This window comes from Pseudomonas sp. R4-34-07 (assembly GCF_003852375.1).
Taxonomy (GTDB): domain Bacteria; phylum Pseudomonadota; class Gammaproteobacteria; order Pseudomonadales; family Pseudomonadaceae; genus Aquipseudomonas.
The window spans coordinates 1270304-1296458 of sequence record NZ_CP027760.1 but is presented as its reverse complement, the minus strand read 5'-3'; the positions used below and the strand labels follow the sequence as shown (position 1 = coordinate 1296458).

Here is a 26155-nt window from a genome sequence, read left to right as displayed (position 1 = left end):
CTAACGCGCGACGGCCCGCACATAGGCCTGGCAGGCACGCAAGGCGATCAGGGCGTTGTCGCCGTCGTCGGTGATGCGGATAATTCGCTGAGCATGCGCCGGGTCAAGTCGGGCTCGTGGGGCTGCATGAACCACGCCGCCGGGGGTGGCGCAGGCGGGCACAAGCGCGCCGCCGGCGGGATCGGTGGCGTCGAGAAGGACTGACAACCGCACATCAGCAGTGGCCAGGCGGTCGCGCAGAGCAGCTTGGTTACGTTGGGCATCGCTCAACTCCTGGGTGTGTTGTTGGTCACTGGCGTTGAGCTGTTGCTCCAGGGCCAGGCGTTTTTGTTGTTCTGCCTGTTGCTGTTCGAACGCGGCCTGGCGCTGCTGACCAAGTGCCAGCGCATGACCCGCCGCCTGCTGCTCAAGCTGCGCACCATAGCGCCAGGCCTGCACTTGCCACACCAGCGCAAGCAGCAGGCAAATGCCGACCCAGCGCAACCAGCCTAGGAAACGCATAGCACTGCCTTTGCCCGTTCCCACAATTGCACGCGATCCTGCAGGCCGTTCAGGCCGCCGTTGATACGCCGGGTAATCGTGGTGAACTGGTCCTTGTCGGCCAATTCGTTGAGGCCGTTGGTTTGCCAGAACCAGGCGGCGGATTCGCAGGCCCATTGGGGTTGTTCAAGCAACTGCGGTTGCTGCAGCAGGCGATCATCGCCAAACAGTGCCTGGCTGCACGCCAGGTAGTTGCGCCGTCCCGTGACCTGAATCAGCCCCCTCCCCCGGTACTTCTGCCCATCACCATCCGCCACCGGTGTATTGCCCAAGCGGGCAGACAGGGTGCCGGTGTCGTACTTGCTGAGGTAGTGATCGCTGCCCAGCTCGCGCACGTAGCGCAATTCGGCGGATTCGTGGCCGATCTGGGCGAGGAAGGCGGCGATGCGTTTGGACGTGTTTATTTGCCGATTCAACATTGCTGAATTGAGGGCCGAGGTGAAAACGCTCGCTTGAGTGCCGGCGTGGGGAAACACTTGCCGGAGCTGGTCAAGGGTCATGTGATGACCTTTCTACGAGCCACCGCACGCGCCGCCAGAATTGCCTCAGGCACCGGCGTTTTATCCTCCATGAACCGCAGGCTATACCAGTCAGTAGAAGCCAGATAAGCCAGCGCCTCGCGAGAATCCGCTTGCGCCTTGACGTCTTGCGGGGTCTGGGTTTTCTCCAGTTTCGTCAGGTCAAACATCGTATTTACGCTCCTGCGATTGGGCTGCCTGGAAAGGGGGCTCCACAGGCTCAAGCGGAAAAGGAACGGGACCGGCCGATACCTGGAGCCTTCCGCTCTGCCACATATAGGCAGGCGCACACGCGTTGACGGCGAGTTTCAGAGTCAACTCAATCTCACCTTTACGCCGACTGACTGGCCCGGCAAATAAATCATGCTCGATCGCCGCCATGGGCAGGGTCATACCTTCAGGGATCGCTGAAAGATCAATCCTCTGGTCATTCACGATCAGTGTTTCTCCGTCTACAAAAGCCGTTGTCGGCGTCGCGATACCGATAGGTCGAAATGGAACGTGGTGAATGATCATGCGTGCCATCTCCCGATTGCAGTCATCGTCACGATGTTGTTAAGGGTTTGGTCGGACAAAAAGAAATAGGAACCTGCATTACCATAGGATCTGGCGGTAGTGTCCCAGTTGACCGATGGATAAACGCTGTGGAAAACCGCCACAGGCGTATCTGCGAACCCCGCCAGCCATCCCACATTGCGCGCAACACCTGCGGTGTAGCCGGTAAAACGTTGCTGACATATCTGCAGGCCGCCAGCGAAACGGAAATACCAATTGTCAAGCGTGCCGCCCCGCTCAATGAGCCCGGAGTTGATCGGTAACACGCCTGACGGGCCGGCGTCGAACACCCCGGAAATTGCATTGCCGTTATGCAAAATGCTGCGCCAATTGGGCGCAGTTGCGCCTGGGTTCACGCTGAACTGGCGAAAGTGAATACCATCACCCGATACGGCCATCGACAACTGCGCGCGCCATTGCGGATCATGTCCCCAGGCCTGTGAAAGCACACTGATCGCACCAAAGCCCGGTACACCGTCGGGGTGGTTGTAATAGCTGTACAGGCCGGTGTTGGCTTTATTGGGCGAGGCGGTTTGGGCTGACGACAGTCCTATCAACTCGCCCGGTGTCACACCTTGTCCGAATCCCAGGGCGAAGACCGACGTATTGATTTCGGCACGCCATGGAGACCACAGGCCATCCCCACGTCGACCTCGCGTAAAAATTGACTCATCAAGCATGGCTTTCGCGGTTTGCCAAACATAGCCGCCCGAGTTGGCAACCTGCAGGATCTGCACAAATGGGTTGGGCAAGTTGACACCGCCATTACCGAACTGAAACAGCCCGCTGACGCGTGGCAATTCATTGGCATCGTCGGTGGGCTGTTTCGGAATGGGCTCGGCGCCCCAGCCTGCATGGCCCATCATGGCCACCCGACCTGGGGTAAAATCATCACTGGCGGTGACTACGTTTTGAGTAGCGGCAGTTCCCAATTGAGCTTGACGGGCGAACAGTTCTTGGGTCATTGCATTGATCTTGATGCTCGCACTGCGTGGGGTATCACCGCCCACGCCAGTAGGTGCCGCACCAATATTGATTTCTTGGCGTGCCATTGGACTCTCCATAGTCAGGGCAATAAAAAACCGCTCAAAGGCGGCTTTATGGGTAAACGTATCGCTCAGGTAGGACGGCGCGGGCGCAACTCTATAGCTGGATAGCCTTCGGCGCCCAGCGTCCATCTGCGCACCTGGGTGCGGTAGTCACGCCATTGGCGATCTGTGCCTGGAAGAGCATCAGGATCAACGTCTTCCAGCGCGATCAATTGATCAGCAATAAATGCCATTTCCGCTGCCCGCCATATAGCCTGCGCCTCTATGAGTGGTTGCAACAGCACGTCAGCCCTTGCATGAGCAGTCGTCAGTTGCGACCAATCGATATTTTCAATGGTCACGGTCAACCTCCTTGAATTCCGGCACTTCGATCATCCCATTCTGGTCAATCGTCATATCAACAGGATGAACTCCATCGAAATTAAACCCCGACACAACAGGAACAAACAGCGATAAGCAAAGTTGTTCATCTTCAACGCTGACACGGTGCGCAAACCATGAGCTTTTCACCGCGATCGGCGCAATTAGTTCGTCCCCGGCCTTCATCCGGGAGAAATCGAACAGTTCGCCGTTTACTTCAATTTGATACGGCCCGACACGTCGATACTTCACGCTGTCGAGACGTTGTTGCGCAATGAACTGGATCTTCATTATCCCCACATCCCTATCATGTTCACGATAAATGACTGGGGCAACGTCTGATCCGGATAAATCACACAGCTGGATCCGGTCGCGTATCCCTTCAATGTTGTCCAGGCATGACTTGGAATCTGGTTAGGCGTACAACTGGCGTACCCCACAAAAGGTAAATACAAGGCGATAGTTATCGGCAAGGCCGCTGTCGTACCTCGATTGTATTGCACTGAATACAGCATCAAACCGGTGGCAAACTTGTGCCATTGGTGGATGCTTCCGTCTCCATCCGTTACGCCGCCTGACTCCATCAACGCGCCTGCCGGTACACGCCCTCCTGCCGCTGCGCTGAAGCCGACCGTGCCTACCGCTGTTGACTGGTCATATACCAGCCGCCAAGGTGACCAGTTGCCGTCGCCATATACGCAGCGAGTCCAAGTGGGTTTACTGACCGCTGCGGTACCACCGATGATGACGGTCCAGACCTGATGCACAGAATCGCCTGTATAACCAAACGTTTCGAGGACTCCATAGGTGTAACCGGGAGGCCGAGTACCTGGCGCGTCAGCGTGAACGTAGTAGCGACCTCGCTGGGCCCTGTCATCGATATTCTTGACATACAGAACAACGTTGCCGCCCAAACCAAAATCGCCGGCCTGCAGCACCTGCTTCCACGGGCTCCAGACGCCTGCCCACAGAAAACGCGTAGAGCGCCCCGGCCCATTGAGCGCAATGGCTTCCTGAGAACAGAACGACCCATCACTGGCCCCAACCACCATGACGTAACAATACGTCATACCTTCGATCTTAGCGCCCGGACCGTCCAGTCCTCCGTTTCCGAAAATATAATTCCCGGTTCGTATGCAATCGTTGAAGCTGGCGGTATCGGCCATCACCACGGGATGCCCTGAAAGCCCCCAGTCCCCGTATTTCAAGACATTCTGGTTAAACGGCCTGACGTCGCCGTCAGGTGTCGTGTTTCGGTTCGCCGCCGTGCCCAGCAGCGCATCACGCGCATAAAGCTCGGTCATCATGGCGTTAATCTTGACGTTTGCACCACGCGGAGTATCACCTCCAATACCGGTGGGTAACGCGCCCAGCAATATTTCTTGTCGTGACATATACATCTCCAGACGCCGCAACGGCGGCCCTTGCAATTAGACAATTAACCAAAAAATGGCGGGGTCGCTCAACGACTCTGCCCCCTTCAGAGACAATGACAACCAAGCCCCTATAGACCAGTCACGTCAGCGATCAACATTCTCTGCGGAGCGCCCCGATTTGGAATCTGCCAGACCCGAGCGACCGCCCATGCGTGAGTCCATTGATACTTGGTCATATATTTGCATTTGAATTTCCCATCAGTTGAAAGGCAGGCGATCCGAACACTGTTGTAACTGGCGCTATAGTTCCTGCCCGACGCTCGTACCAGACGGTAATAGTAATGCGCATTGGAGAACTGGAACGCCAGCTTCCTGGCGCCCTCTGTATAGTCCGTCTGATATTGGTAAGGCGGTGGCAGGTCTTCAGTGGCAACTGACACATAGGGGTCAATAAACACTCCGGCAAGCTTAAGAAATGGCCGTCCAGTCGAAAACTTGAGTTCGCCACTTTCGTTGTAGACTTCGAGACCATTTTTTCCTGGGTTAGGCATTACAGGTCCAAACGAGTAACATTCAAAAGAAGCGCCGACGACATCAGAAAAAATCCGTCCTCCCTGTTCGATCATATGATGACCATCCGGTGATCTATAAAAGCGTAGCGCACTTCCATCCTGAGGAACTTCAGCACTGCCGACATAACTGACAAAGTTAAAACCAGGACCGTTTATATTGAAATTCTGGGTAACTAATGTAGTTTTCCCGTAAAGCACCAGATTTGGATAATCCGACCCAGCGACCTTAAACCCTTTATTATTTAAAACCTCGAAGCCACTCATCAGAATGCCACCACTACAAGAAGTCGTGATCCGGAGAAGCCACCAGCATAGTAGGCGTCATCTAATCGCCAATGGATGGACTGTCCGCTCTTCCAAACGGTCAAGACTTGGGTGTCGCCTTGAAAGTAAGCGAAATCCAAACTGGCCTCTTCAATATCAGGGTACATTTTGCTTCCCGTACCAAGTGATGGTTGGAATATATCAATCACACGTCCGTAGCGCCCAGTACCGTCCATATAAAGAGCCCCCGTTGGACCATAGACCTCTATTCCAGCACTCATGACCAGATACCTGCACGCAGGCACAACTTACCGTTACCGTAAAATATCTGAATCAACTGGTTGGTCATGGTAAGCCGACCGCCGCCCTCAACGTTACCATTGAACTCTACTCCACCGTCCTTACTCAGTTTCCAACCCGTCTTACCCACCTCATAGTTATCAGACTTAAGTTGGTCTCCGATTTTCAGCATATTGATAGAGCCATCCTGGATATACGCAGACTTGATATAAGTCTTATCACCACTGACTGCAAACGGGCTAGTTCCACGCTCCCCGTTGAGGATGACAAAACTGTCAGCGGCAACAATAAACCGACTTTCCAATACACCTGACGCGCCGCCCTCCAAACCTAGCCCGATCCCCGCGTACTTATAGCCTCCCTCAGCCGCCACCTGCATTCGCACAGACCAATTGGCTGCCAGTTTTCCCCTTGTGTCTGCAATCGCGGTTGCGTTTGTTTGTATGCTGACTGATTGCTGTGCAACTTTAGCCTGAACGGTATCGATACTCTGAGCGAGCGTACTGTCGGCCGAAGCCAGGGTAGTTAATTTCGATTCAATGGAAGCGGAGTTGTCCTTGAATCGCGTATCCAGCCTGGTTACCCGCAAGGCAAGCGCTTCATCGCGAGTCGCTGAAGCAGTGTCCACTTGGGAAACACTCGCTTGAGCTTGGTTTAACCGCACTTCAAGGGCGTCGGTCTTCATCGCTTGGACACTGTCGCCTTCGGCAATGGCCGACAGCACCGACCACGTCCCCGCCATCGAAAGATCATCGCCGGCAAACGAAGTTACGTCATCGCCAGACAACTTCGGATTAACCTGGGCGTATACCCCATCTGTTTTTTGCGAGGTACTTGTCAGCTTGCCATCCACAGTCGCGACTTGAGTTTTGAGCCCACTCAATCCGGTCGACGTAGCCGTCAACCCACTGGCCGGATCATCAATCTGACTGCGCACGCTGTCGAGCTTCTGAGCTTGCGCAGTGGCCTTGCCATCAACCACTTCGATTGCGGTTTTATTCTGCTGGATCTGCGTCGCCAGAGCATTGGTGGTTTGCAGGAGAGAGCCTATGTCCAGCCAAAAGGTGGCGCTCGGCGGAGCATTCATAACCGGTACGGCTTTGAGCGCTTGATACAGACGATCGCCTTGGCGTACAAAATCACCCACGACGTAGGTTTTCGAAGCGTCATACAACACTGCACCGCTGATCTGGTCGACCAGCCCCGTCAGCTCTTCGCGGGCGTTGTCCAAACGCTGATTGACCGAACCAACACCGCCTCCATCAATCAACTCGATGCGCTCAAGGAGATGTTTGCCCAGTTCTGTCTCGCCTACCTGCCCGGCAATCAGATCCAGGATCGGCGCAGCATCCGCGCTGGCCTGCCCCCTTACTCCTGCCCCAGTTGGAAACCACGGCCCGATATTGCCGGTACGGTCCACCAATCTCGCCCAGAAGAACAACGACGTCCCCGCCGCCAGCCCCATCATGGTCAAATCAGTCTGCGGATACGCGTAATCCCCCAACTTGGTCGCCAGTGCCAGGTCGGAAGTTTTCCCATACCAGATTTCTGTACGCTGCAAATCCGCCGTGCTCACCCCCTGCGGAATCTGCCATTTCACCTTGATCGCAAAGACCAATGATTCAGTTGTCAGCGCGGCCACGGTCGGCGGCAAGGTCGTCTTGCCATTGAGCACGGTCTCCACCGACTCGCTGTATAACGAGCCAATGTCCAACGCGTTGATCGCCCGCACCTTGGCCACATAACGCCCGGCATAAATGGCGGACACCTCGATAGAACTACCACCCGTGCGGCCAGCGTAGACCCATTCACCGTCGTTCTTGCGCCAGTAAGCCTCATAGGCAATGGCATTGGCCGCCCGCTGCCACTCGATGGTCATGACATTGACCGCGCTGCCCTGCTCGACGAAATGGTCATTGCTGACGGTCACGCCGGTCGGGGCCACTTGCACGCTCGGCGGGATCACGGTGATAGGTGGGCTGTCGATTTTGGCGCCGTTGTCGATGGCGGCAAATTTACTCGGCACGTGCTTGACCGCGCTGAGGCTGTATTTGATTTCGTCATCCGAAAAGTCTTCGGAAATCGACAGCACGCGGAACTGTTGCAAAGCCAGGGTCGCGGAGTCGATGGCCCAGATCGATTGGACCGGGGGCAGTTCGTCGAGCTTGGTTTGCAACACAACCAACTGCTCATCCGCACCTGCGGCGCTGACGGACTTGACCTCCCGGGATACAGCCTTGCCGTTGGGCATCACCAGGGTGATGGTGTCACCTGCGGCTGCCGTAACTTCTGCATCCAGGGTCAGGGTGTCGAGGGTCGCCGCGCGAAGGCGCCCGCCAATACGGCGGCCGGCGCGGTCGTTGTCGGCCACGCGGATGATCTGGCCGGGCCGCGCCAGGGTGCCGTCGAGGCCAACCGTGAAAGTCACGCTTTCGGTTTCCAGGCGGTTGGTGAGCAACGCCCATTTGCCGATGCGCTGGGCTTGCGCCTGGGAGGTGCAACCGGTGGCACTGATTTCGGTTTGCTGGATGCCATAGCGGGCGATGCCTTCGGCGTCGTCGACGTATTGCACCTTCTGGCGATAGAAATCCGTCGGGTCATTCCAACTGACCAGGGCGACTGTGTAGCGGGTCTTTTTCGCCGAGCCGCCATAGATGAACTGGCCGCCGATCACGTTGGCGTTGGAGTAGGTGTAGACCGGGTCTTCCGGCATATCCGCCACCGCCATCACTGACCCTGCGCCCCAATAGGACATGCCGCGGAACGTGGTCGCCAGGTCTTGCAGCACCTTCAATGCGTCGGCACGTACCGACAGGTACAGGTTGCAGGTGAAGCGCGGCTCGGTACCGCCCTTGCCGTCGGACACCGGTTGGTCGCAGTACTGGCCGATGCGGTACAGCTCCCACTTATCCACTTGGCCGGCGTTGAGCAGGTGGCCGAGCCCATAGCGTTGGTGCAACAGCAGATCGTAATAGATCCAGGCCGGATTGTCGGTCCAGGCGGATTTGAACGTACCGTCCCACACGCCGTTATATACGCGGGTTTGCGGATCGTAGTTACTTGGCACCCTGATGATTCGCCCACGCAGTTCGAAGGAGCGCGAGGGGATCGATTGAAATTGCGCGGCGTCGAATTGCAAGCCGATCAGTGCCGAGCCGGGATAGCGCAGCTTGGCGTCAATCACCTCGGTGGACGACTCCACAGTGGTGGTGTCGGCAATCGCGCCACTGGTGGAATTCGGTGTGATCCGGCGCACGCGCAGGGTCCAGCCGACTTTCGCAGGGGGCAAGTCAACGCGGTGGGAACGTTCGTACTTGGTGGTGGTTTTGCCGCTGAACGCGGCCGCCAACACTTCGGTAAAAGCACCGCCATCGGTGGACAGGTCGATGGCGTACTGCACGGTATAACCGTTGGTGTCGCCATTGCTGGTGTTGGTCTGCGACAACCGCGTGACGGCCAGGCGAACCCGTACTGCGGAGAGTTGCAGGTTGGAATAGGACTTGGTCCAGGGCTGGTCGCTGCGCAGCTCGATTGACACCGGGCTTTCGTTTTCCACCGCAGGGAAACCCGGGATATGGGTCTGGTCCTGGCTGCCATTGCGGGTGTCGAGGGTCACGCCACTGAAGTTGAGGCTGCCATCGGCGTTGGCCAACGGGGTCTCGTCGAGAAACACCGAGCGCTTATCGTTTTTCAGACCGACAATCTCGCCTTCGCTGACGAGATCGAGGATACGGGCATAGGCCGTACTTTGCAGGCTGTCTGGCGCCTCCACGGAGGGGCGGGGCTTGGACGCGCCGCCTTTGCTGCCAGCGAGAGTGAGGTCAGTCATGGCTTTCCTTCAGGCGAAATAAAGCCCGCACTCGGCGGGCTGGTTGAAGAGCAGGAACGTTAGAGTTGATCCTGGGTGTAGATCCCGGCGCTGATCACCGAGCTGCCGACGATCAGTTGGCCGTAAAGCAGGCCTACCGGGTTGCCCTGGGCACTGGTGTTGACCGGTCCGTTGAAGCTGTAGCTGGCGCGGTTGTTGGGGCCATCTTGCGCCGCCAGGCCCTTGGGCACGGGTGACAACATTTGCATTACCCCGCCCATTACCATGGAAGCGCCCATCATGATCAGGCTCGAACCAAACGGTGCGCCAGCACCAAAGGTGCCGCCCGTGATAATCGCGCCAACGACGATCAGCACCGCACCGACAATGGTCTGCAGGGCACCTGCGCGCTTGCTGCCGATCAGCACTGGCGCCAGGCGGATGTCGTCATTGCCGACAGGGGCACCGAGGCGCTCCTGGGGAATGTTTTGCTTGCCCATGAACACCGAATAGGTCAGCCCGTTGTCTTTGGATTCCATCAGGAAACGTTCAAAGCCAGGCAGGAGGATGCTCAGGGCCCGGATGGCTTCTGAAACGCTACTGACCGCCAATCGATGCACTCTGCCAAAGCGCGCACCCAGCACGCCATACAGACGAACCGTGCGCACCTTTTCAGTGGCGGCTTGTTGTATGGCTGGCACGCAAGTTGGGGAATCGGGAGTCACCGCAATCTTCCTCATAGTTGGTCCTGTGCATAAATGCCCGCGCTGATTACCGCGCTGCCTACCGTCAACTGACCATAAAGCAGACCCACCGGGCTGCCTTGAATGCTGGTATTGACCGGCCCATTGAAGCTGTAACTCGCACGGTTTTCCGGACGATCCATGGTGCCCAGGCCTTTGGCCATGGGTGACATCAACTGCGCGACGCCACCCATGGCCATGGAAATCCCCATGCTCGCGGCGAAGGTCCAACCGGTGGTGGATGAAGCACCGATCAAGGCAGAGGAACTGCCCGAGGCCAGACCGCCAGAGAAGTACGACGCAGCCACAATCAGCGCCACGCCAATAATGGTTTGCATCGACCCTGCGCGCTTGCTGCCCATCAGCACCGGTGCGATACGGATATCCGCAGCGCCTGGAGGTGCCTTGAGGCGATCCTGGCCAATGTTGTCGCGGCCCAGGAAAATCGAATACGTCACGCCCCGGTCCTTGGACTCCATCAAGAAACGCTCGAACCCCGGCACCAGAATGCACAGCGCATGGATCGCTTCCGAAGCATTGCTCACCGCCAGCCGATGCACACGCCCGAAGCTCGCGCCCAGGCTGCCGTAGAGGCGCACCGTCCTGACTTTTTCATGATGCATGACATCCTCCAGGCGAATGATCCGCCGATGTGGTTAGTGTTTGGCCCGCAGGCCATGTCGCCAATAGCTGACCGTCACCTCGCCCCAATAGCCGCCGTAGGTATCGCGCTTGCTATCGCGACCATACAGGTGGTGCAGGATGGAACCTGAAGCCGGGTAATGCTCGGGTTCGCTTTGCAGCAAACCATCAGCCAAGTAGATCGCGGCATGGTTGGGCACTGGCGACCGGATCTGCATCAGCACGATATCGCCCTGTTGCAGTTGGCTGACCTGCACGAAGCCAGCGGCCGGCAGGTTGTCCAGGTAGAGGTTGCCGCCCTTGTCCCACCAACCGTCTTCACGCTGATAGTCGCCAAGCTCGATGCCCAGCTCGCGGCGGTAGTAGTCGAGGATGATGCTCAGGCAGTCATGCACGCCGTGGGCGAAGGCACGACCGATCAGGGGCGCCTGGTAGCCGTTTGGCGTGCAACTGGCCCATTTACCGGTACGCACCTGTCCGTCGTCGTCGGTGCGTACTTCAACAATGTGCCAGGGCAACCCGGAGGCTTCGCACGCCACGCGGTCTGCTTCACTGGGTGTCGCTGGACAATCCGGATGGCTGTGCACTACTGCGAGGATCTCGCCCCGCTCTTCGGCGGCGGCGTAGTCCTCGGGCGCCAGACGAAAATGTTCGCTGGGCGTGCTCGCCGTATTTCGACACGGCACATACACACGCTTGCGCCCTTCACGAATCAGCAGGCCGCAGCACTCATGGGGATACGCGGCCACGGCGTGCCGGGCAATCGCCGCCAGGTTGGTCTTGTTCATGCTCAGCTCCGCAACAGTCCGGCTGCCGGGAATGAGCCGTAGGGCAGTGGGTTGTTCTCGCCGAAACGTAGCTTGCAGCTGGTCAGCCGCCCACCGCATTTATCCTTGGCCGCGTCTGTGACGATCACGTCATTGGCATCTGCCACCGGGCCGCCGTTGTAGCCGCAATAGGGGCCGCGGTAACCGCCACAGCTGAGCCACCAGCACACGTTGGCGACAATCTGTCGACGTGGCAGTTGCACGCCATTGAAGTCCAGCGCGCTGGCCAGTTCGAACTTCACCGTCTCGCTGCTTTCCGCGACTTTGCGCTCGACATACCAGACGTCCGGCGGCAACTCCTCTTCCGGGTCGGCTTCAGGCTGGCCGTCGAGGTATTTGACCAAAGTGCGATGGCGGATCAGCCGCGCGCCTACCAGATCTTCGAAATACAACACCAACGCCGTGATGAATCCACCGACATTACCCACTGCCAATGTTGGCGTAGGTTGGGTGCCCTGCCCCGACATTTCGAAGCCTTCGGCCTGGATCGGCCAAGGCGAATATTCGTGGCCCTGCCAGAAGATAGGCGACTCTTGGGGATAACCGTGAAACCGGTACAGCTCGGCGCCGAGGGTGGTGGCGTCAAGCTCGAAAAGCTCCACCCAGGCCCCGGGCTCCAGGGTCTGGATATCTGCAGTGATGGGCATATGATTCTCCGGGCAAAGAAAACCCCGCACAGGCGCGGGGTGTGGGCGCCGCAGTTGGCGCTAGGGGTGGAAGGCTTGCTCGAACGTAGCCGTCAGGGAGTACAGCCCGGCGCCCATTGGCGTCGGTTGATACCCCTTGCAGCGATACAACGCAGGCGCTGCCAGTGGCGCGGTCCAACTGAACGCTTTTGCGCCGGCGTGACGGTCCAGGAAAGCGACGATCGCTGTGATCCGTGCTTCGTCGCCCACGAACGTCAGTGGCCAGGACTGGGTCTTGTTGTTGATTCCATCGGCAGCCGTTTGCTGGTAGCCGTCGCCGAACTTGGCCGACTTCAGGCGAAACTCGACGCTACCGACGGGCTCCACCTTGGGCACCCATGTGAAAGTTTCCGTACTCATGTTTTCTCCCGGCTTAGGCCGTTGGTGGTCAGCGACCGTTGATGGCCGACCAGATTTGGCCGCCAGGCTTGAGGTCACGGGCGATCTGCTCGGCGGCGCCCTGGCGGGCAGAGCCTGCATAGGCTCGGGCGACGTTCTGGGCATTCGTGTCGGTGCCTGAGCCTTGGCCGTCGGCAACGTTGATGGTTTGCTGGATCACCACTTGGTTGCTGCTGGTGCTGCCCGTCTGGCTGCCGCCCAGTGCGCGCACGCCAAGGGAACCGTCGGAACCACGGCTCAGCGGCATGATGGCTTCGGGACCGGCTTCGCCGAAGAGGGCCATGGGGGCCACGGTCGGCCCTGCTGCAACGGAGTTGGTGAAAGCGCCACCTTTGGCAAACTTCAAAGGAGACCCATAGGGCGTCAACCCATTGGTACTCATTTGCGGATTGAACGTGTTTGTATAAGGCCCGACCTGAGTCGTGGTGGGTGCGCCCCCACTCCACCAGGCGCTGAGCGCCGAACTGGCAAGCCCGAACAACGAACTCAGCGCACTGGACGCCGCCGTCTTCGCCGCCATCGTAGCCATGTCCTTGAGCACCGATGTGGCGAAATCTGAAAAGTTGAATTTGCCGGTGGTTGCAAACGTCAGCACCGCTTGGTCCATCTTCTCGAAAGCACTGCTGAACACTGCCTTGGATTGCTCGGCCGCAGTGCCCGCCTTGTTCGAATACTCCTCGAAGGCACTGCTCGCCCCCTGGCGCCAGTCATCGAGCAACTGCGTCATTTCGGCGAAGTTACTTTTCACCTGCCGGGTCTTTTCATCGTTCAGAAATGCCATGACTGCTTCATCACCCGACGGCTTCGGTACAGCATCTGCGTACGCCCCACCCGCCGGAAACGTAAGCCCCGCGCGCTCGGTGTACGAGCCGCCAAAATCATTCTGCGCCCCCTGGCTCTGCTTGAGCACCTCCACCAACCGCGCATTTTTCTGGATAAATTTTTCTGCCGCATCCGTGGCCGGGTCATAGGCTTTTTGAAAAGCCTTGAACTGGCCGGATGTGACCTGTAACGCCGCTGCGGCAGAAGCGCTGACCTTTTTGCCGGCGTCCTCGATCTTCTGCTGCATCTCGCGCATGCTGTTTTCGGTAATCCGTGACGCCTTCGCCAGGGCCTGCTCCAGGCTGCCGAGGTTGAGCGTCAGATTACCCTGGGAAGCAGTTGCCATAGGTTTCTCCGGGTCATGGATAAAACCCGTCGAAACGGGTTTCAAGGAAAGTGGCGTCGTCCTTAACGCCACTCGTTCATCGCACGTTCGAGTGACACACCCCGGCGCAGCTCATGGGGCATGAAGTCAATCAGCTCAGCCGTGCCGCCGCCCAGCCGGTGGGTCTGCAGCGCTACCAACGCGCTGCCCGCCTCCAGCCGCCTACCGGCGTGCAGGGAGCCATATCGGTCGATATAGCGCCCCCAGGCCAGGGCTTCGTGGTAGGTCATGCGTTCCTTGGCTTCGGCGATCGTGCGGCCGCCCACTCCGTTCAGCACCAGTTCGTGCCAGAACTCATCGGCGGCCGTCAGCTCTTTGCGCCACCACCCTGGGTGCCATTGACCTCATTGACGGCATTGAGAATCACGAACCCCAATGACGGTTCAAGGCCGAAGGCATCGTCGTAACTCAGCGCTTCATCGCCCTGTGCGCCCAGTGACACTGAGGCTGCGAGGTAGCTGGCGTTGCGGCTCTGTGCCGACTCGCCCTGGCTGAACAGACGCTCGATCACACCGAATGACTGGCGGCGGATGTGCAACGTGAAGGTATCGGTCACTTCCTTGCCGGTTTTGCTGTCCAGGTGCGTCCAGCTGATGTCTTTCTTCACCGGCTGGCCATCGACGATGCCGCCCTTGGCTTTCAGTTGTTTGAGGTTCATGGCGTCTCTCAGGCTTTCTTGATCCAGGCGCTGCCGCCGGTGCGTTGGATGGTGACGGTGGTGGTCACGACTGCATTCAGTGCGAAGTTGAACGGAAAGTCCGAGACGTAGCCGTCGAAGGTGAACCAGGTGCGGGTAGCCGGCAGCTCAAAGCCATCGCCCTTAGCGTTGACGGCTGGCAGCACGTCCTTGCCGTCGGACCAGCCCACGGCCCACTTCACACCGGTATCGCCCTTGGCTTCAGACAGCTGGTGCAGGCGGATATGGCTGGCGTTGGTCGGGTCGGCGTTCAGGCCCAGGCTCGCCGTGCCAGGGGTGCGCAAACCTTTCTTATAGCTGCGCTCTTCGGCATTGAGGCTGGTGTCTTCGATCTGCTCGGCCGGCGCGCCGCCCGGTTCGAACGAGGTGGCGTGCTCGATTTCCAGGACGGTGTAGGGCCCGGTGCCGGAGACCGGCGGGACGAGGGCAAAAATCTGGGTACCTTGGGTAAGAATCGACATCGAGTGTTCTCCATGAACAATAAAAAACCCGCGAAGGCGGGCTGTGGGGTGCAACGGTTGTGCTGCGGCGTACAAGGCAGGTCGAGACGGGATCAGGGCGCCGGCTTGCCATCCAGGTAAGGCGGTGCATTCGGGTCCGGCTCTCGGCTCTTGATCACGTCGACCAATGCCTGGTTGCTCTGGGCCAACAGTCGAATGGCCGCATTGAGCGCCACCTGGCCATCGGTCTGGGTTTGCAGGGCGGCGATCAAGCGGTTGATCGCGGCCAAATCTTCGTCGTTCATAGGCATCTTGGTTCCTGTATCGCGTCGGGTAGGCAGGTGTGTGGGAAGCTTCAACAGTGCGCAGCGGTGACGATCAAGACGCCAATCCACTGGCCATGATCGAACTGCGATACCCCGTCGCCGGGTCGCCGACGTGGGTGACCTTGGTAATCGACCAACGCCCCTGCATGTACGAAGGCCAGGTGTCATCCAGCACGAGCAGCCCTTCGGCGGCGAGTAATGGATTACCTGGGCAATCGATCTGTAATTTCAAACCTTCACGACCCACACGGCGCAGTTCGCCTTCAGCCACGGCGCGGGCTTCGGCTTCGTTCTGGCAGCCCTGGCGCAAGGTCTTGAACGGGGCAATCCCGACCTGGACCACGTGCTGCTTGCCGGCGGCGGCGTCCCACCAGGTCACGCGGCTGCCCATGTACTTGGAGCGCGACTTTTCATCGAGCTTGGCGGTGATAAAGGCGTAGTCACCCGGGCGGTTGTCTTGTGTCACCGACAACTTCACTTCGGGCAATAGCTGACCCGAGAGTGATTTGGCCTGCCCCGCTTCGGCCAGCACATAGAGCTCGTTGAATGGTTTGGTGACCGCGTTGTAGCGCTTGGCAAGGCGCGTGATGAAGGCCATATCGCTTTCGTTGGACTGGTCGATATGCTCAATCGCAATACCGTCCAGCGCCGGTGCCACACGCGGTGAAAAACCGTGACGGCTGACCAGTTGGCGAAACAATGCACCCAGGGTTGTCGGCCCATGGCTGGCGGAACGACGCTGTCGATAGCCGCTTTTATCCACCACGCTGAAGGGCGCGGCGGTGGCCACGATCATCAGGCGCATCGGAAACAGCACCGGGGTTCGTTGGGTGACGACAAACTCGCCTTTTTCCACCAATCCGGTTTCCTGATAACCGACGCGCAGGCCGATCTTGCCACTGAGGCTGGGCAAGCCCTCAAGCCCTTCGATATTGAGCGTCAGTTCCAGACGGTCGGTCTCGATGCCAGCGGCGTCGGTGTGGCTCCAGTGCATCAAGCGGTGGTTGAGCAGCGCCGCGTTGGCGCCGTAGAACTCTACGATCGGCGTAAATCCTTGTGCCATACGCCCTCCTCAATCCCACGCCAGAACGGGTCGTACGGCAGCTGGCCGAGCTTGCATCTCAGGCACGATCACCCAAATGCCGGCTGGCAATACCGAGCCGTATTCGGCCAATTCGGGGTTTAAGCGCCAGAGGGTTTCCTCCGCCGCGTCGTCGCAACGGCCCAGCTCGCGGTAGAGCAACAGGTTGACCGAATCACCGGCGATACTTCGCACTCTACGCATTGACGAATTCCTCCAGCTCAAGGGTCCAGGTCATGACCATGGCGGTGCCGTCGTCGATCACGTTGCCCTGGGTTTCCACCACCGAATTGATCCGCCACAGCCCCCAGTTACGGCCGATGCCATCGACCAGCGGCAACGGCGTCCGCGTATTCTGCAGTGCGCGCAATTCGTCCAGGCGTTGCATGCCGATGGCGTACATGGCCGTGCCGCTGAACGTGAGTTTTTCCAGCTTCTGGCCGTTCTGCCGTGACTGGGGCTTGCTGGCAATAATCGCCAGGTCACTCCAGCCTCCGTCGCTGTTGCGGATCAACGATGAGTAGGCAAAGCCTCGAGACAAACCAAAGATAAAATCGCCGAGCACCATTTGTTGTCGCATCAATCACCTCCTGGGGGATCGGTCAGGGCCGCGTTGCGCCGGATGCCGAGGGAATCGGTGACCATTGGCACGCATTGAAATTGCAGGGCCTGGATCACCTGGTTGACGACTTGCTGCGCATCGGCGGGGTTGACGCCAGTGATCTGGATACTTGGCGAGATCGTGACCTGGACGTTATCGGTACGCGCACTGTTGAGTTCCTTGCTCAGCGCGTTTGGCGCCGGCAGGCGATCATCTGCACCGAACAGTTTGTCTCCGAGCCAACTGCCCGCTTCGCTGCCGAGCAAGCCGCCGATGGCGCCACCGACTGCGGTACCGACGCCAGGCAAGATCAACGTGCCTATCGCGGCGCCAGCGGACGCGCCGGCCCAGGCGCCACCGGCGGTGCTCAGGCCGGCCGCCACAGCGTTGGCATCACCCTGGCGCACGCCTTGGACCACGTCCATGGCGGTGTCCACATACTTCAGCGGGCCGAGGCGGCGGGCACCGACTGACTCCAGTTTACTCATCACTCCCAACAACCCGGAGGCCGGTATTCTTGCCGAGTGAACCGCAGGCATGGCCGAACGCCCACGTTCGGATATCTGCGCGTGCGGCTGGGCAGGTGCGCGAGCTTGCGAAGGCATGGGTACGTGCCTGCGCTCCAAGGCGTCATTCAGCCCCGGAGCTGGGGCCGGTTGCCGGAAATCAGTGTGATTCGTCTGGCTGTTAACCGGGGTGCCACGCGGTTGCAAACCTTGTGTGGCCGCTCCGGCATGGAAGCCATTCGACTGAGCTGCGGGAAAAGACGTGGCGATGCGCTCGGACACCCTACGCAGCGTTGCCATCACACCGCCGCTTCTCAGGGCGGCAAGCCGAGTGGATGCGCGCTTTGCCGCAGGCGCCTGTTTACTCTGCGCGCCCTGGTTCCTTTGCGGGTTTCGGGTCTTTTGTCGTTTCTGCGACTTGCTCCTCTGGGGATTCCTCTTCCCGCCAGAAGCGCCTCTGCGGCTAACGCGGCGACTGCTCAATGGGGCCTGGGCAGCGCAGGAGCAGCAGCACGATTTATCCTTTTCGAAGCCGTCGCTCTTGAACAGTTTGCCAGCCACCCCAGGCAGCTTGCCCAGCGTCACGTCGACCAAGTTGCCAGTCACTCGGGTTTTGATCGTGTCTCCCAAGCCCGAAAAAAAGCCGCTCATCACAGGTGAAATCACCGCCTCAGCGGATTTGAGAGCGGTGGCTGCAGCCGGCGATTGACCGGCCCAGGCGTTGGCGCGGTCCATCACACCGGCCTTGGCGCTCAGCCACGCTTTTTCACCCCACAGCGGCGCGGGCTCAAGCGTCGTGGAAAGCCGCTCTTCACTCTTTGAGGACGCCTCACGCAGTTCCGTCAGCGTCTTTTCCCGGGTGACGGGCGCAGCAAACGATTGTTCAAAGGCGGCGACCGGATCGAGACTCTTTACCTCGCGCAGCATCATGGATTCATGGGTCAGGCGCAGATCTTGCGATGTGCTCGACTTAACATCAGTCGTGACCCTCTGTTCGTTCCGGTTTTTGATTCTGGATGGCTCAATGTCCACCGATTCAAGCTGCGACAAGGCGGTTTCAAGCGCGTCCACACTATCGCGCAGTAACCCCAGCGACAGCGATAGACCACCGAGAGCAAAGCTTGCGTTGGTCAGCGCCAAGCTTGTCGTGGACACTGGCGCCGCCTCTGCCAGGCTTTCAGACGCCAAAGCGCCTGGCTTGACAATAGCGGCACCCTTCGCGGCGTCTGCGTTGCTGAATACACCCTGGCCATCCTTGACCAGGGCATACGCGAGCGAATACTGGTCCTGCATCCCGCTTACTCCTGTTTAACGCCAAGGCGTGTGATCGCGATGTCGTAGCGGCGCAATGCTTTTCCGGCGTCCCAGTCGAGGATTTCCGCCTCATTGACTGAGTAGATCAGCGGCACCACATCGAGGATTACTTCGATGTCGCGCTCCGAAAGAAGTCCGCCGGTTGATTTAAAAAATCGTCGATACGCTCCTGCAGTTCGGTCCAGTCGGGCACGGTCAAACCGGCCAGGTCGGGAATCATCAGGCCGGTGCAATGAGCGGTGATGAACTCGGCACGCTCTTTGTTAGTGGCGAGTTTTTTCATCACCTTGGTAGCGCGCAGCGCCGGCATTTCCAGGGGCAGTTCGGCAAGGGTTCGGCCGGCGGCATCCAGAGGCAATAGCAGTTGGACGGGTTGGTCGTGAGTTGTGGCGTTCTGTTCATTCAGGAAGAACGACGCAGGACGCGTCGACATCTCATGCACGTACTGGGAAATGCTCACGTAGTCCGGGCGTTTGAGTTGGTCGAGCTCTTTTTCCGACAGGCCGGTGGCAAGTTTCGCCAGTTCGAAAAACTGGTCGTCCTCGTCATCACCGGCCCGGGCCAGCGCATCTTTTTGCGCCGCGTAGAACAACGGTTTTAGTTGAACCTGCTGGATCGTCGCGCCGGTGTCGGCGGTGATCGGCGAGAGCAGGTGGTGCAGCGGTGGCATCCAGGCCATGGGACAATTCCTTGTTAAAACTGTATGAAAACACCACCGTTCCAAGCTGGACGCAAGTGATGTGGGAGCTGGCTTGCGTGCGATGGCATCGCCTCGGTACCGCAGGCAAACCAAGTTGCCTGCATCGCGGGCAAGCCCGGCTCCCACATTGCTTGTGCCCGCTTTAGAGCGCAGTAATCCTTAAGGCATCAGGACAGCGCGGCGGGCATCGCCAAGAATGTCGACACCGTTGAGTACGAACTTTTGGGTGCGCACGTCGATATCGATCACCGAAATGCCATTTTCCAGGCGGTTGTAGGTACGGCAGGACAGTTCCAGAGTGGTGGTGGCCTTGTCGCCCATTTTCAGCTTCGCCTCCTCAAGGGATTTGAGCTTGCCGCCGACGGTGTGGTAGGTGAAGTAGGTCTTGCCGTCCTGATCCTGGCCGGCTTCACGCACGTTCAGCAGGATGTCGTCGCCCATGCGCACGCCCAACGCCAGCATGATTTCCGGGCCGGCACCCTGGAGGATCAACTTGGCGTTCAGCACCTTGCCGCTCTTGGCCATTTCCTCGGCGATGAAGCGCCCGCCGGACATGGCTTCCATGTCGAATTCGATCTTCGGCGGGGTGAACTCTTCCACGGTTGCCGACAACGGCAGGCCTTGAAGGGTGGCCGCAATGGCCTGTCTGACTCGGTTGGTAAACATTAGAGAACGTCCTCCAGGAACTGCTCGATGATTTCATCGCGGGCGTTGAGTTGATAAACCATGTGTTCGTTCGGTGCGTAGCGGCCGTAGTCGATGACGATGAACCAGGTGCCGTTCTTGTATTTCTCGACGCTGTTCAACTCCGGATGCAGGTAGACGCTGCCGCCAGGGATGGTTTCGTCGGCAACCAGGGTTTGCAGCCAGTCATTGATGCGCTTGACCTCCTGGTCCATGAAGGACTTGGTGAGGTTCTTGGCCATGGCCTTCTGGCCGGCCTTGACCAGCTTGCGGCTGATGGCGTCTTCGAGGCCAACGTAGCTGATGAACTTGCCGGTGATGGAACGGTTACCCAGCAGCGAGAAACCGCCGAGCACCGTGCGGGCGTAGTAGCTCACGCCGTAACGGTTGAGCAGGTCGCCTTCGGTGGAGGTGTCGAGGATGTTGTATTCGACGACGCGGGAAACGTCTTCGGCGAAGGTCACCTGATTACCAGGGCTTTCCCATTGCTTGACCTTGGCAAGCGCGGCGATGGCCAACGAGGACGGCGACAGGAACACGTTCTTTTTCGCGGCCTTGGAATACACCGAAGGCATGTTGTGCACCAGCAGGCAACGGTCGAAGCCGAGGTCGGCACCGCCCAGTTCGCCGCTGTAGGTCACTTGATCGGCAACCGAAGCGTCCTTGCCATCCAGCACCACACGCGCCTTGATGCGTTTGCCGAAGGAGGCGAACTCACCGGCCACAGCCTTGGTGCCGGTAAAGCCCGGTGCACCGATGATGGTCAGGTCTTCAGGCACGCTGCCCAGGGCAGCCAGGCCGAGTTTGCGGCCGGTGACGGGGTCGTTGCCGCCGATCACATTGTTGACCGTGTCGGCCGGCGTGGCGCCTTCTTCGACGATGACCACATAGACCGGCACCTTCACCACTTTGAGGATCTGGTACACCGCCTGGAACAGCGTGCCCGACTCGGCACCGGTAGGGTCCAGCAGCGCCTGGGTGGTAAAGCTGTTGATGCGGAACGGGGCGTTTTTCGGGATCGAGGCATGGGCGTTGGGGGCAGTGCCCACCAAGCCGATGACGTTATCACCCAGGCCACCCATGGCCTCGGGGGATTCGGTGGCATTCACGGTGATGCCGTTGTGCTCGAAGTTCAAAACCTCAGCCATGATTAGTCAGCCTTCTTGGGGGTGGAGTTGAGGACGCTGGTCAGTTCCAGGCGGCCGGCGGTGCGCAGGGCGGATGCTTCGACGTCCAGCAATTCAAGCTCCTCGCCAGCGGTGGACCAGTGGCCGTTACCGATGGGGAAAGGGATGAGGACGGTGTAGGTTTGGCGGGTGGGCATGGGTGGAAATCTCCGGGTGGAAAATGCAAAAGCCCCTGTGGAAGGGGCTTTGGGGAGGCGAAAAAAAACCGCTTTCGCGGTGGGGTTATTTCAGGAACGTGGGCAACAAGGGCCACTCCAGCGCCGATGGTTCAGCTGCCTGTTCAGGAATATCACGCAATGCTTTGCGATAGGCCGCCACTTCAGTTCGTTGCGCATCGGAAGCGGGATAATCGGGCAGTTGAGTGAAATCGGTTGCCCTTAGCAACTGGTCCCGACGCGCACGGATGGCAGCCCATTCAATTTCAGGTGTCGGCGTAGCAATCTTAAATGTTGGATTTTCGACGTTAGATAGTTCAGACATTTCCATTCCTCCTTAACTAAAAATCACAGTGTCAGCCAACGAGACTTTGGTTTTAAGATCACCGAGATTAAATAGACGACCATTACCGACACGCATGGTGTCTATACGCACAGTGGTGTAGTAAATATTTGGAATCAAAATTCGCATGACAATATTGCCATTTGCGTCTACGTAAACGGCTGGAGTCATATTCCCGAACGTGGACGCGTTGTGCAGCGTCCGATTCGGCTGATAGCAATAACCAACGAGCGTTTCGTCGATAATTTTTGCCGTACCGTAGCTATACCCCTTGATGTTGAACCAGAACATCTCAGAATTGACATTGATATTCAGGGGGATCTGAAAATGTATATAAACGTTGGTACTGGCTCCCAAGTCGGCTGGCTTAAAATCACCTATCGCCAAAGCCTCGTATACGCCACCTGTACCATAGACGTGCCCTTGGAAAATTGTACTGCGGATGGTGCCCGGATAATTTGGATCGCCTTCGACATCTTTTAGACTGCGCCACTCATTGAACTGAGCCAGCGCACCTGCCATCGTCGCATTGATACTTCCAATTTTCCCATTAACCGCAGCGGTCAAATTATTCGCTGCTGTCACCAGCGATGTAATAGTCGATTCTAAACTCACGTGTAACTCCTTAATTTGTTAATGCCCTAACGGCTCGCTTCCAGCGTTATCACACGAAACAACAACTCGGTTTGACGCGCCATATTGTCAATATTCGCAGTGGCAAGTACCGCAATATCCTCCGCCAACAAAATATTGAGATTATCTCCCCCCACCACAATCGTCACGCTATCCGCCGGCAACGGCGAAATATCCAGCGTGAACTTCTGCAGTACCCGCGCCGCCGCTGCTTTATACGTCAGCAACTTCCCTGCCACGGAATACACCGCCAGCAAGGTTCCACTGGCGAGGTAAAAACCGAACTCGCCAATCTCATACTCACCGTCGCCGTCAAACAGCGCGGCCATCCTGAGTTGGCGCTCGCCCAGGTCTTCGTAATCCACGATGGCGACCCGTTGGCGCTCATCGTGCAAGGCCACTTCTGTGCCATCAGGGTTGTAGCGGCCAGTGCCGGCGCCGATGTGGGTGATTTCGGCTTTGAGGCCCTGGTTCTTTGCCTGCAGCACTTCATCCAAACCCTTGGAGGTGAAGCGCACCAGGCGCGTGATTTCATCTGTCATGGCTGCGCCCTGAGGTCGTAGTCGTTAATGGTGTAGTGCCGGGCAACGCCGACACTGTTAAGTCGAGCAGCCAATGCAAACTCCGGCAGCGCGCCGTTTAAATACAGCTCGCCGTCGCTTAGCGGGGCATGAAGGACCTGCGTCAACGCAAGCCGACCTTCGGTTTCGTGAACAACCGTAATCGTCGCCTGATCCCGCTCGCTTTTGGCTGCGTTGATGCGGCGGATCAGCCGGTTGTGGTCGCCACTGGACCAACTGCGCCCAATGATCGCCTGCACGTCGAAGGTATAGGGCGTACCGATTGGCCGCTGCTGATACCAGGCGCTGATGTTGGGGGTGAATCCCAGTGACTCCACCGCATAGCTCAGCGCCTTGGGTGTGCCGGCCTGGCGCTGGATCTGCCAGGACAAGGCCACGGTCAGGCGCTTTTCCGATTCGCTGGCGTCGGCATCCCATTCACTGACGCCGCGGTCGGCGGCCAGGTAAGGAAGAAATTCGCTGGGAGTTTGCAGTGGGTTCATCAACGCCGGAAACGGCGGCGTGACTCGCTCGAGCAACTGGCCGAAGCCCAAGTCCAGGGCCTTTTCCAGCGGTGAACTGTTGGCCGGCAACAAACTCGCGTCAGGTTCACTCATAGCGTACGCACCTCCACCTCGACACCCGTGCAATACGGGGCCTGGAACGCGCTGCTGACAATCGGCGCCAGCGGTTCAAGGATTTGCAGTTGCGCCGCCCCTGCACTGTGGATGGCGTAGTCGATCCAGCTGGGGTCGACGCGCCCTTCCAGGCGATGACAGGAGTCCGCGTAAGTCTGCAGCAATTGCTGCGCCGCCACTTGGGTCAGGCCCGAGTCCGGGCCGGCGTTGATTTTGGCGATGACGCGAATCTTGTAGGGTTGAATTTGTGCGCCCTGGACGGTGACGAGATCGGTTTCCGGCCGTACATCCGGCCGTGCGAAATGTCGGCGTACACCGTCAAGCAAATCGGCAGATGGGGTACCGTCGCCCTCACGAGACAACACGGTGACCATCACCTCGCCGGGCGCGGTGCGACGGCCATTGCCGTCCTTGACCTGTGCCGCATAGCCGTCCGGGTCGAAGGTGTAGTTGACGGTCACCACGCCCGGCGAGGCGCTCTGTACCTTGACGGTGGGTCGCTCGCCAAGGGTGAACACTTCGCGGCGATACTGCATCCGCGAGCCGGCAGCCGGGGCATGGGGCGCGAGGTAATAGCGCAAGCGCGCATCGTCGTCGCTTTCCAGGGTCGGCGGCACGGGCGGGAAGGCCGCCGGATCACCGGGATCGAGCACCTGGCGTTCAAGGCCCATGTCAGCCAAGCGCGCATCCAGATTACTGCCGGTGGCCCACCACGCCAGCATCTGCTTGATGCGTGCATTGTATTTGCGCTCATGGGTTTGCAGGCGCACGCAAAAGGCCTCGAGCGCCAACGTCAGCAGTTCACTTTCGTTGTCGAGGCTGACCTTGAGTTTGGCCGCGCTTTGCGGTGCACGGGTGGCGACGTAATCGACCACGAACGCCTTGAATTCGGCGAGCAGCGGCTCGAACTCATCGACTGCAATAATCGCCGGCTCGGCCAGTTGGTTCTGGCCAGGGATCAGCATGCTCATGTCACGACCTCGAAGGATTGTTGGCGGTTTTTCCAGGTGCCGGCAAAGCGCAGCAGCAGCCCGGCGCCCTGGCGAGTGGCGACGATGACCTCGGGCTGGAAATCGCCGATGCCGTTCTGCGCGTTGTAAAACGCTTGGGCGGCGTGGCTTTGAGCGAGCAGCAGCAGGTCATCGCCAAGGTTCTGCCCGAGCAGTTGCGGGATCAGCGAGCCATACAGCGGACGCTTCTGCCGCGTGCCGACGGGTGTGGTCAGCGCTCGGGTGGCGCGCTGCACGAATTGCAGCCAGTCATCAACGGCTGCCCCGGTGTTGCGATCGATGCCGATCATGGAATGTCCTTATCAGGGGCTGATGACTCGACCTTGGTGGTCTATCACCGGGCCGCTGAAGTGAGCGCCGCCGGCATCCAGCAGCAGTGCGGTGCCGCCGATTTGCAAGGTGATGCCCTGCGGGCTGAGGGTCAGGCTGGCGGCGCCGACCTTGACGTCGACCTGTTCGCGGGAAGCGCTGAACGTCGTCGGCCCGTTGACCCAGTTGAACGTATGACTGGCGTCGTCGTAGTCGCTCTGTGTGCCGTCCTGATGGCGCCGCCGGGTCAAGGACGGCACAGTGGAAACAGGCGGAAAGCGACTACTGTTGAGGCCGAACAGCGCCACAGACTGTGAGCCCCCTTCCCCACCGCCGTAGTTGAGCAGCAGGCATTGCTCGCCCACGGATGGAATACGGGTTTCGGTTTGCGCACCGGCGCTGGGGTTGAAAAAGCGGATGGCCGGCGTGAGCAACTCGCCGTGGCTGACCCTGCAGGTATTGCTGGCGGCGTCGACCTGTTGGCAAACGCCGATGCGGCAGAAGCTTTCAGCGCGTCGGTAGAGGTCTTCGAGTTGGGCCTCCATCTCCGCCAGGCGCTCGACAATCGGCCCCAGTTGCATGCGTAACAGCGCGTCGAACATGGGCTACTCCGCCAGTGGCTTGTATTGATCGGGGTCATCGATGTCCAAGACGTCCCAGGTAGAGGCAAAAAGCGGTTGGCCTGTAGGATCATCGAGCAACACGGGTCCGAGGTAGAGGGTTTGAGTGAAGGACACTGTCCAGGTGTCGTAGGCTGTTGCCGCGGTCGTACGCCCAGAGGGAGCGGCGACGATATTCATTGGCAAATCGCACTGGGACTGGGGCAGGCTCCAACGGTTGTCCAGCACCAGGTCCATCAACTGGCTGGCCAGGTCGCAGGCATCGAACGGCAAGGCGCCGGGGGCAACCATGACGGTGAGCGAAATGGCCAGGGCATGGGCCTTGCGGCCTTCGCGAGAGCGGATGCCAGGACCATTGCCTTCAACGGTGACCATCACGCCGGTTTTTTCGCCGTCGCTCTGGAAGTCCTGGTGGCTGCCGACCCTGAGGTCGGGGAAGGCTGCATGCAGCGCCACGCCGATAGCCTGGGGGAGTTGGGATGGCTTTTCGATAAGGGTCATTTGA

General features: G+C 59.0%; 37 protein-coding genes. All 37 read right to left on the bottom strand.

The annotated features are described in order from the left end of the window. Complete coding sequence (locus C4J85_RS05800; RefSeq protein ID WP_124366034.1) at window positions 1-501, bottom strand: lysis system i-spanin subunit Rz; 501 nt, start codon at window positions 499-501, stop codon at window positions 1-3. Continuing rightward, window positions 489-1040: a glycoside hydrolase family 19 protein gene (locus tag C4J85_RS05795; protein ID WP_124409200.1), complete on the bottom strand. Its 552-nt coding sequence runs from the start codon at window positions 1038-1040 to the stop codon at window positions 489-491. The genes C4J85_RS05800 and C4J85_RS05795 overlap by 13 nt, the downstream gene beginning before the upstream one ends. After that, window positions 1037-1228: a hypothetical protein gene (locus tag C4J85_RS05790; protein ID WP_124409199.1), complete on the bottom strand. Its 192-nt coding sequence runs from the start codon at window positions 1226-1228 to the stop codon at window positions 1037-1039. The genes C4J85_RS05795 and C4J85_RS05790 overlap by 4 nt, the downstream gene beginning before the upstream one ends. Then, window positions 1221-1574 carry a hypothetical protein gene (locus C4J85_RS05785; RefSeq protein ID WP_124409198.1) on the bottom strand — a complete coding sequence of 118 codons (354 nt, stop codon included), beginning with the start codon at window positions 1572-1574 and terminating at the stop codon, window positions 1221-1223. Before C4J85_RS05785 ends, C4J85_RS05790 begins: the two co-directional genes overlap by 8 nt. Then, entirely contained in the window at window positions 1571-2665 is a 1095-nt protein-coding gene (locus tag C4J85_RS05780) for a hypothetical protein (RefSeq protein WP_124409197.1), read from the bottom strand. The genes C4J85_RS05785 and C4J85_RS05780 overlap by 4 nt, the downstream gene beginning before the upstream one ends. 65 nt (window positions 2666-2730) lie before the next feature. Beyond that, entirely contained in the window at window positions 2731-3003 is a 273-nt protein-coding gene (locus C4J85_RS05775; protein ID WP_124409196.1) for a hypothetical protein, read from the bottom strand. Next, window positions 2993-3313 (bottom strand): hypothetical protein, encoded by a 321-nt coding sequence (locus tag C4J85_RS05770; protein ID WP_124409195.1) that lies wholly within the window; start codon window positions 3311-3313, stop codon window positions 2993-2995. The genes C4J85_RS05775 and C4J85_RS05770 overlap by 11 nt, the downstream gene beginning before the upstream one ends. Continuing rightward, window positions 3313-4416, bottom strand: coding sequence for a pyocin knob domain-containing protein (locus tag C4J85_RS05765; RefSeq protein ID WP_124409194.1), 1104 nt, complete (start codon window positions 4414-4416; stop codon window positions 3313-3315). Before C4J85_RS05765 ends, C4J85_RS05770 begins: the two co-directional genes overlap by 1 nt. Before the next feature lie 110 nt (window positions 4417-4526). Continuing rightward, window positions 4527-5234, bottom strand: coding sequence for a hypothetical protein (locus C4J85_RS05760; protein ID WP_124409193.1), 708 nt, complete (start codon window positions 5232-5234; stop codon window positions 4527-4529). Then, on the bottom strand, window positions 5234-5515 hold the full coding sequence (locus C4J85_RS05755) for a hypothetical protein (protein ID WP_124409192.1): 282 nt from the start codon (window positions 5513-5515) through the stop codon (window positions 5234-5236). The genes C4J85_RS05760 and C4J85_RS05755 overlap by 1 nt, the downstream gene beginning before the upstream one ends. Beyond that, window positions 5512-9363, bottom strand: coding sequence for a phage tail protein (locus C4J85_RS05750; RefSeq protein ID WP_124409191.1), 3852 nt, complete (start codon window positions 9361-9363; stop codon window positions 5512-5514). The genes C4J85_RS05755 and C4J85_RS05750 overlap by 4 nt, the downstream gene beginning before the upstream one ends. Before the next feature lie 59 nt (window positions 9364-9422). Continuing rightward, a complete protein-coding gene (locus C4J85_RS05745; RefSeq protein WP_228309406.1) occupies window positions 9423-10082 on the bottom strand; it encodes a tail assembly protein in 660 nt (219 codons plus the stop codon). Continuing rightward, a complete protein-coding gene (locus C4J85_RS05740; protein WP_005785432.1) occupies window positions 10079-10708 on the bottom strand; it encodes a tail assembly protein in 630 nt (209 codons plus the stop codon). The genes C4J85_RS05745 and C4J85_RS05740 overlap by 4 nt, the downstream gene beginning before the upstream one ends. A gap of 33 nt (window positions 10709-10741) precedes the next feature. Further along, the gene (locus C4J85_RS05735) at window positions 10742-11515 is read right to left on the bottom strand and encodes a C40 family peptidase (RefSeq protein ID WP_124409190.1); all 774 of its coding nucleotides are present in this window, start codon (window positions 11513-11515) and stop codon (window positions 10742-10744) included. Between the two features lie 2 nt (window positions 11516-11517). Further along, the gene (locus C4J85_RS05730; protein ID WP_124409189.1) at window positions 11518-12201 is read right to left on the bottom strand and encodes a phage minor tail protein L; all 684 of its coding nucleotides are present in this window, start codon (window positions 12199-12201) and stop codon (window positions 11518-11520) included. Window positions 12202-12261: 60 nt separating this feature from the next. Next, window positions 12262-12600 (bottom strand): phage tail protein, encoded by a 339-nt coding sequence (locus C4J85_RS05725; RefSeq protein ID WP_124409188.1) that lies wholly within the window; start codon window positions 12598-12600, stop codon window positions 12262-12264. Window positions 12601-12628: 28 nt separating this feature from the next. Continuing rightward, complete coding sequence (locus C4J85_RS05720; protein ID WP_124409187.1) at window positions 12629-13807, bottom strand: phage tail tape measure C-terminal domain-containing protein; 1179 nt, start codon at window positions 13805-13807, stop codon at window positions 12629-12631. Window positions 13808-13869: 62 nt separating this feature from the next. Continuing rightward, a complete protein-coding gene (locus C4J85_RS05715; RefSeq protein WP_043048867.1) occupies window positions 13870-14124 on the bottom strand; it encodes a hypothetical protein in 255 nt (84 codons plus the stop codon). A gap of 29 nt (window positions 14125-14153) precedes the next feature. Next, window positions 14154-14504, bottom strand: coding sequence for a phage tail assembly chaperone family protein, TAC (locus C4J85_RS05710; RefSeq protein ID WP_124409186.1), 351 nt, complete (start codon window positions 14502-14504; stop codon window positions 14154-14156). 8 nt (window positions 14505-14512) lie between these two features. After that, window positions 14513-15004: a phage tail tube protein gene (locus C4J85_RS05705; protein WP_124409185.1), complete on the bottom strand. Its 492-nt coding sequence runs from the start codon at window positions 15002-15004 to the stop codon at window positions 14513-14515. 92 nt (window positions 15005-15096) lie between these two features. Beyond that, window positions 15097-15288 carry a hypothetical protein gene (locus tag C4J85_RS05700; protein WP_124409184.1) on the bottom strand — a complete coding sequence of 64 codons (192 nt, stop codon included), beginning with the start codon at window positions 15286-15288 and terminating at the stop codon, window positions 15097-15099. Window positions 15289-15361: 73 nt separating this feature from the next. Then, complete coding sequence (locus C4J85_RS05695; RefSeq protein WP_124409183.1) at window positions 15362-16372, bottom strand: contractile injection system protein, VgrG/Pvc8 family; 1011 nt, start codon at window positions 16370-16372, stop codon at window positions 15362-15364. Window positions 16373-16381: 9 nt separating this feature from the next. Then, window positions 16382-16594 (bottom strand): tail protein X, encoded by a 213-nt coding sequence (locus C4J85_RS05690; RefSeq protein ID WP_124409182.1) that lies wholly within the window; start codon window positions 16592-16594, stop codon window positions 16382-16384. Continuing rightward, entirely contained in the window at window positions 16587-16970 is a 384-nt protein-coding gene (locus C4J85_RS05685; RefSeq protein ID WP_124409181.1) for a phage tail protein, read from the bottom strand. Before C4J85_RS05685 ends, C4J85_RS05690 begins: the two co-directional genes overlap by 8 nt. Beyond that, window positions 16970-18790: a phage tail tape measure protein gene (locus C4J85_RS05680; RefSeq protein WP_124409180.1), complete on the bottom strand. Its 1821-nt coding sequence runs from the start codon at window positions 18788-18790 to the stop codon at window positions 16970-16972. Before C4J85_RS05680 ends, C4J85_RS05685 begins: the two co-directional genes overlap by 1 nt. 127 nt (window positions 18791-18917) lie before the next feature. Then, window positions 18918-19490 carry a phage tail assembly protein gene (locus C4J85_RS05675; protein ID WP_124409179.1) on the bottom strand — a complete coding sequence of 191 codons (573 nt, stop codon included), beginning with the start codon at window positions 19488-19490 and terminating at the stop codon, window positions 18918-18920. A 180-nt stretch (window positions 19491-19670) separates the two neighbouring features. Beyond that, entirely contained in the window at window positions 19671-20177 is a 507-nt protein-coding gene (locus C4J85_RS05670) for a phage major tail tube protein (RefSeq protein WP_124409178.1), read from the bottom strand. Next, a complete protein-coding gene (locus C4J85_RS05665) occupies window positions 20177-21343 on the bottom strand; it encodes a phage tail protein (protein WP_124409177.1) in 1167 nt (388 codons plus the stop codon). Before C4J85_RS05665 ends, C4J85_RS05670 begins: the two co-directional genes overlap by 1 nt. A 2-nt stretch (window positions 21344-21345) precedes the next feature. Then, window positions 21346-21519: a hypothetical protein gene (locus C4J85_RS27435; RefSeq protein WP_164484513.1), complete on the bottom strand. Its 174-nt coding sequence runs from the start codon at window positions 21517-21519 to the stop codon at window positions 21346-21348. Window positions 21520-21604: 85 nt separating this feature from the next. Then, window positions 21605-21862, bottom strand: a complete 258-nt coding sequence (locus C4J85_RS05660; protein WP_124409176.1) for a tail fiber assembly protein — start codon at window positions 21860-21862, stop codon at window positions 21605-21607. Window positions 21863-21874: 12 nt separating this feature from the next. Beyond that, complete coding sequence (locus C4J85_RS05655; protein ID WP_124409175.1) at window positions 21875-22495, bottom strand: hypothetical protein; 621 nt, start codon at window positions 22493-22495, stop codon at window positions 21875-21877. Window positions 22496-22521: 26 nt separating this feature from the next. After that, on the bottom strand, window positions 22522-23055 hold the full coding sequence (locus C4J85_RS05650; protein WP_124409174.1) for a phage tail protein: 534 nt from the start codon (window positions 23053-23055) through the stop codon (window positions 22522-22524). Next, the gene (locus tag C4J85_RS05645; protein ID WP_124409173.1) at window positions 23052-23690 is read right to left on the bottom strand and encodes a phage tail protein I; all 639 of its coding nucleotides are present in this window, start codon (window positions 23688-23690) and stop codon (window positions 23052-23054) included. Before C4J85_RS05645 ends, C4J85_RS05650 begins: the two co-directional genes overlap by 4 nt. Then, on the bottom strand, window positions 23687-24682 hold the full coding sequence (locus C4J85_RS05640; protein ID WP_124406413.1) for a baseplate J/gp47 family protein: 996 nt from the start codon (window positions 24680-24682) through the stop codon (window positions 23687-23689). The genes C4J85_RS05645 and C4J85_RS05640 overlap by 4 nt, the downstream gene beginning before the upstream one ends. Next, on the bottom strand, window positions 24679-25011 hold the full coding sequence (locus C4J85_RS05635; protein ID WP_124361531.1) for a phage baseplate protein: 333 nt from the start codon (window positions 25009-25011) through the stop codon (window positions 24679-24681). Before C4J85_RS05635 ends, C4J85_RS05640 begins: the two co-directional genes overlap by 4 nt. 12 nt (window positions 25012-25023) lie before the next feature. Next, complete coding sequence (locus tag C4J85_RS05630) at window positions 25024-25632, bottom strand: phage baseplate assembly protein V (RefSeq protein ID WP_124409172.1); 609 nt, start codon at window positions 25630-25632, stop codon at window positions 25024-25026. 3 nt (window positions 25633-25635) lie between these two features. Continuing rightward, entirely contained in the window at window positions 25636-26151 is a 516-nt protein-coding gene (locus tag C4J85_RS05625) for a hypothetical protein (protein WP_124409171.1), read from the bottom strand. Between the last annotated feature and the right edge of the window lie 4 nt (window positions 26152-26155).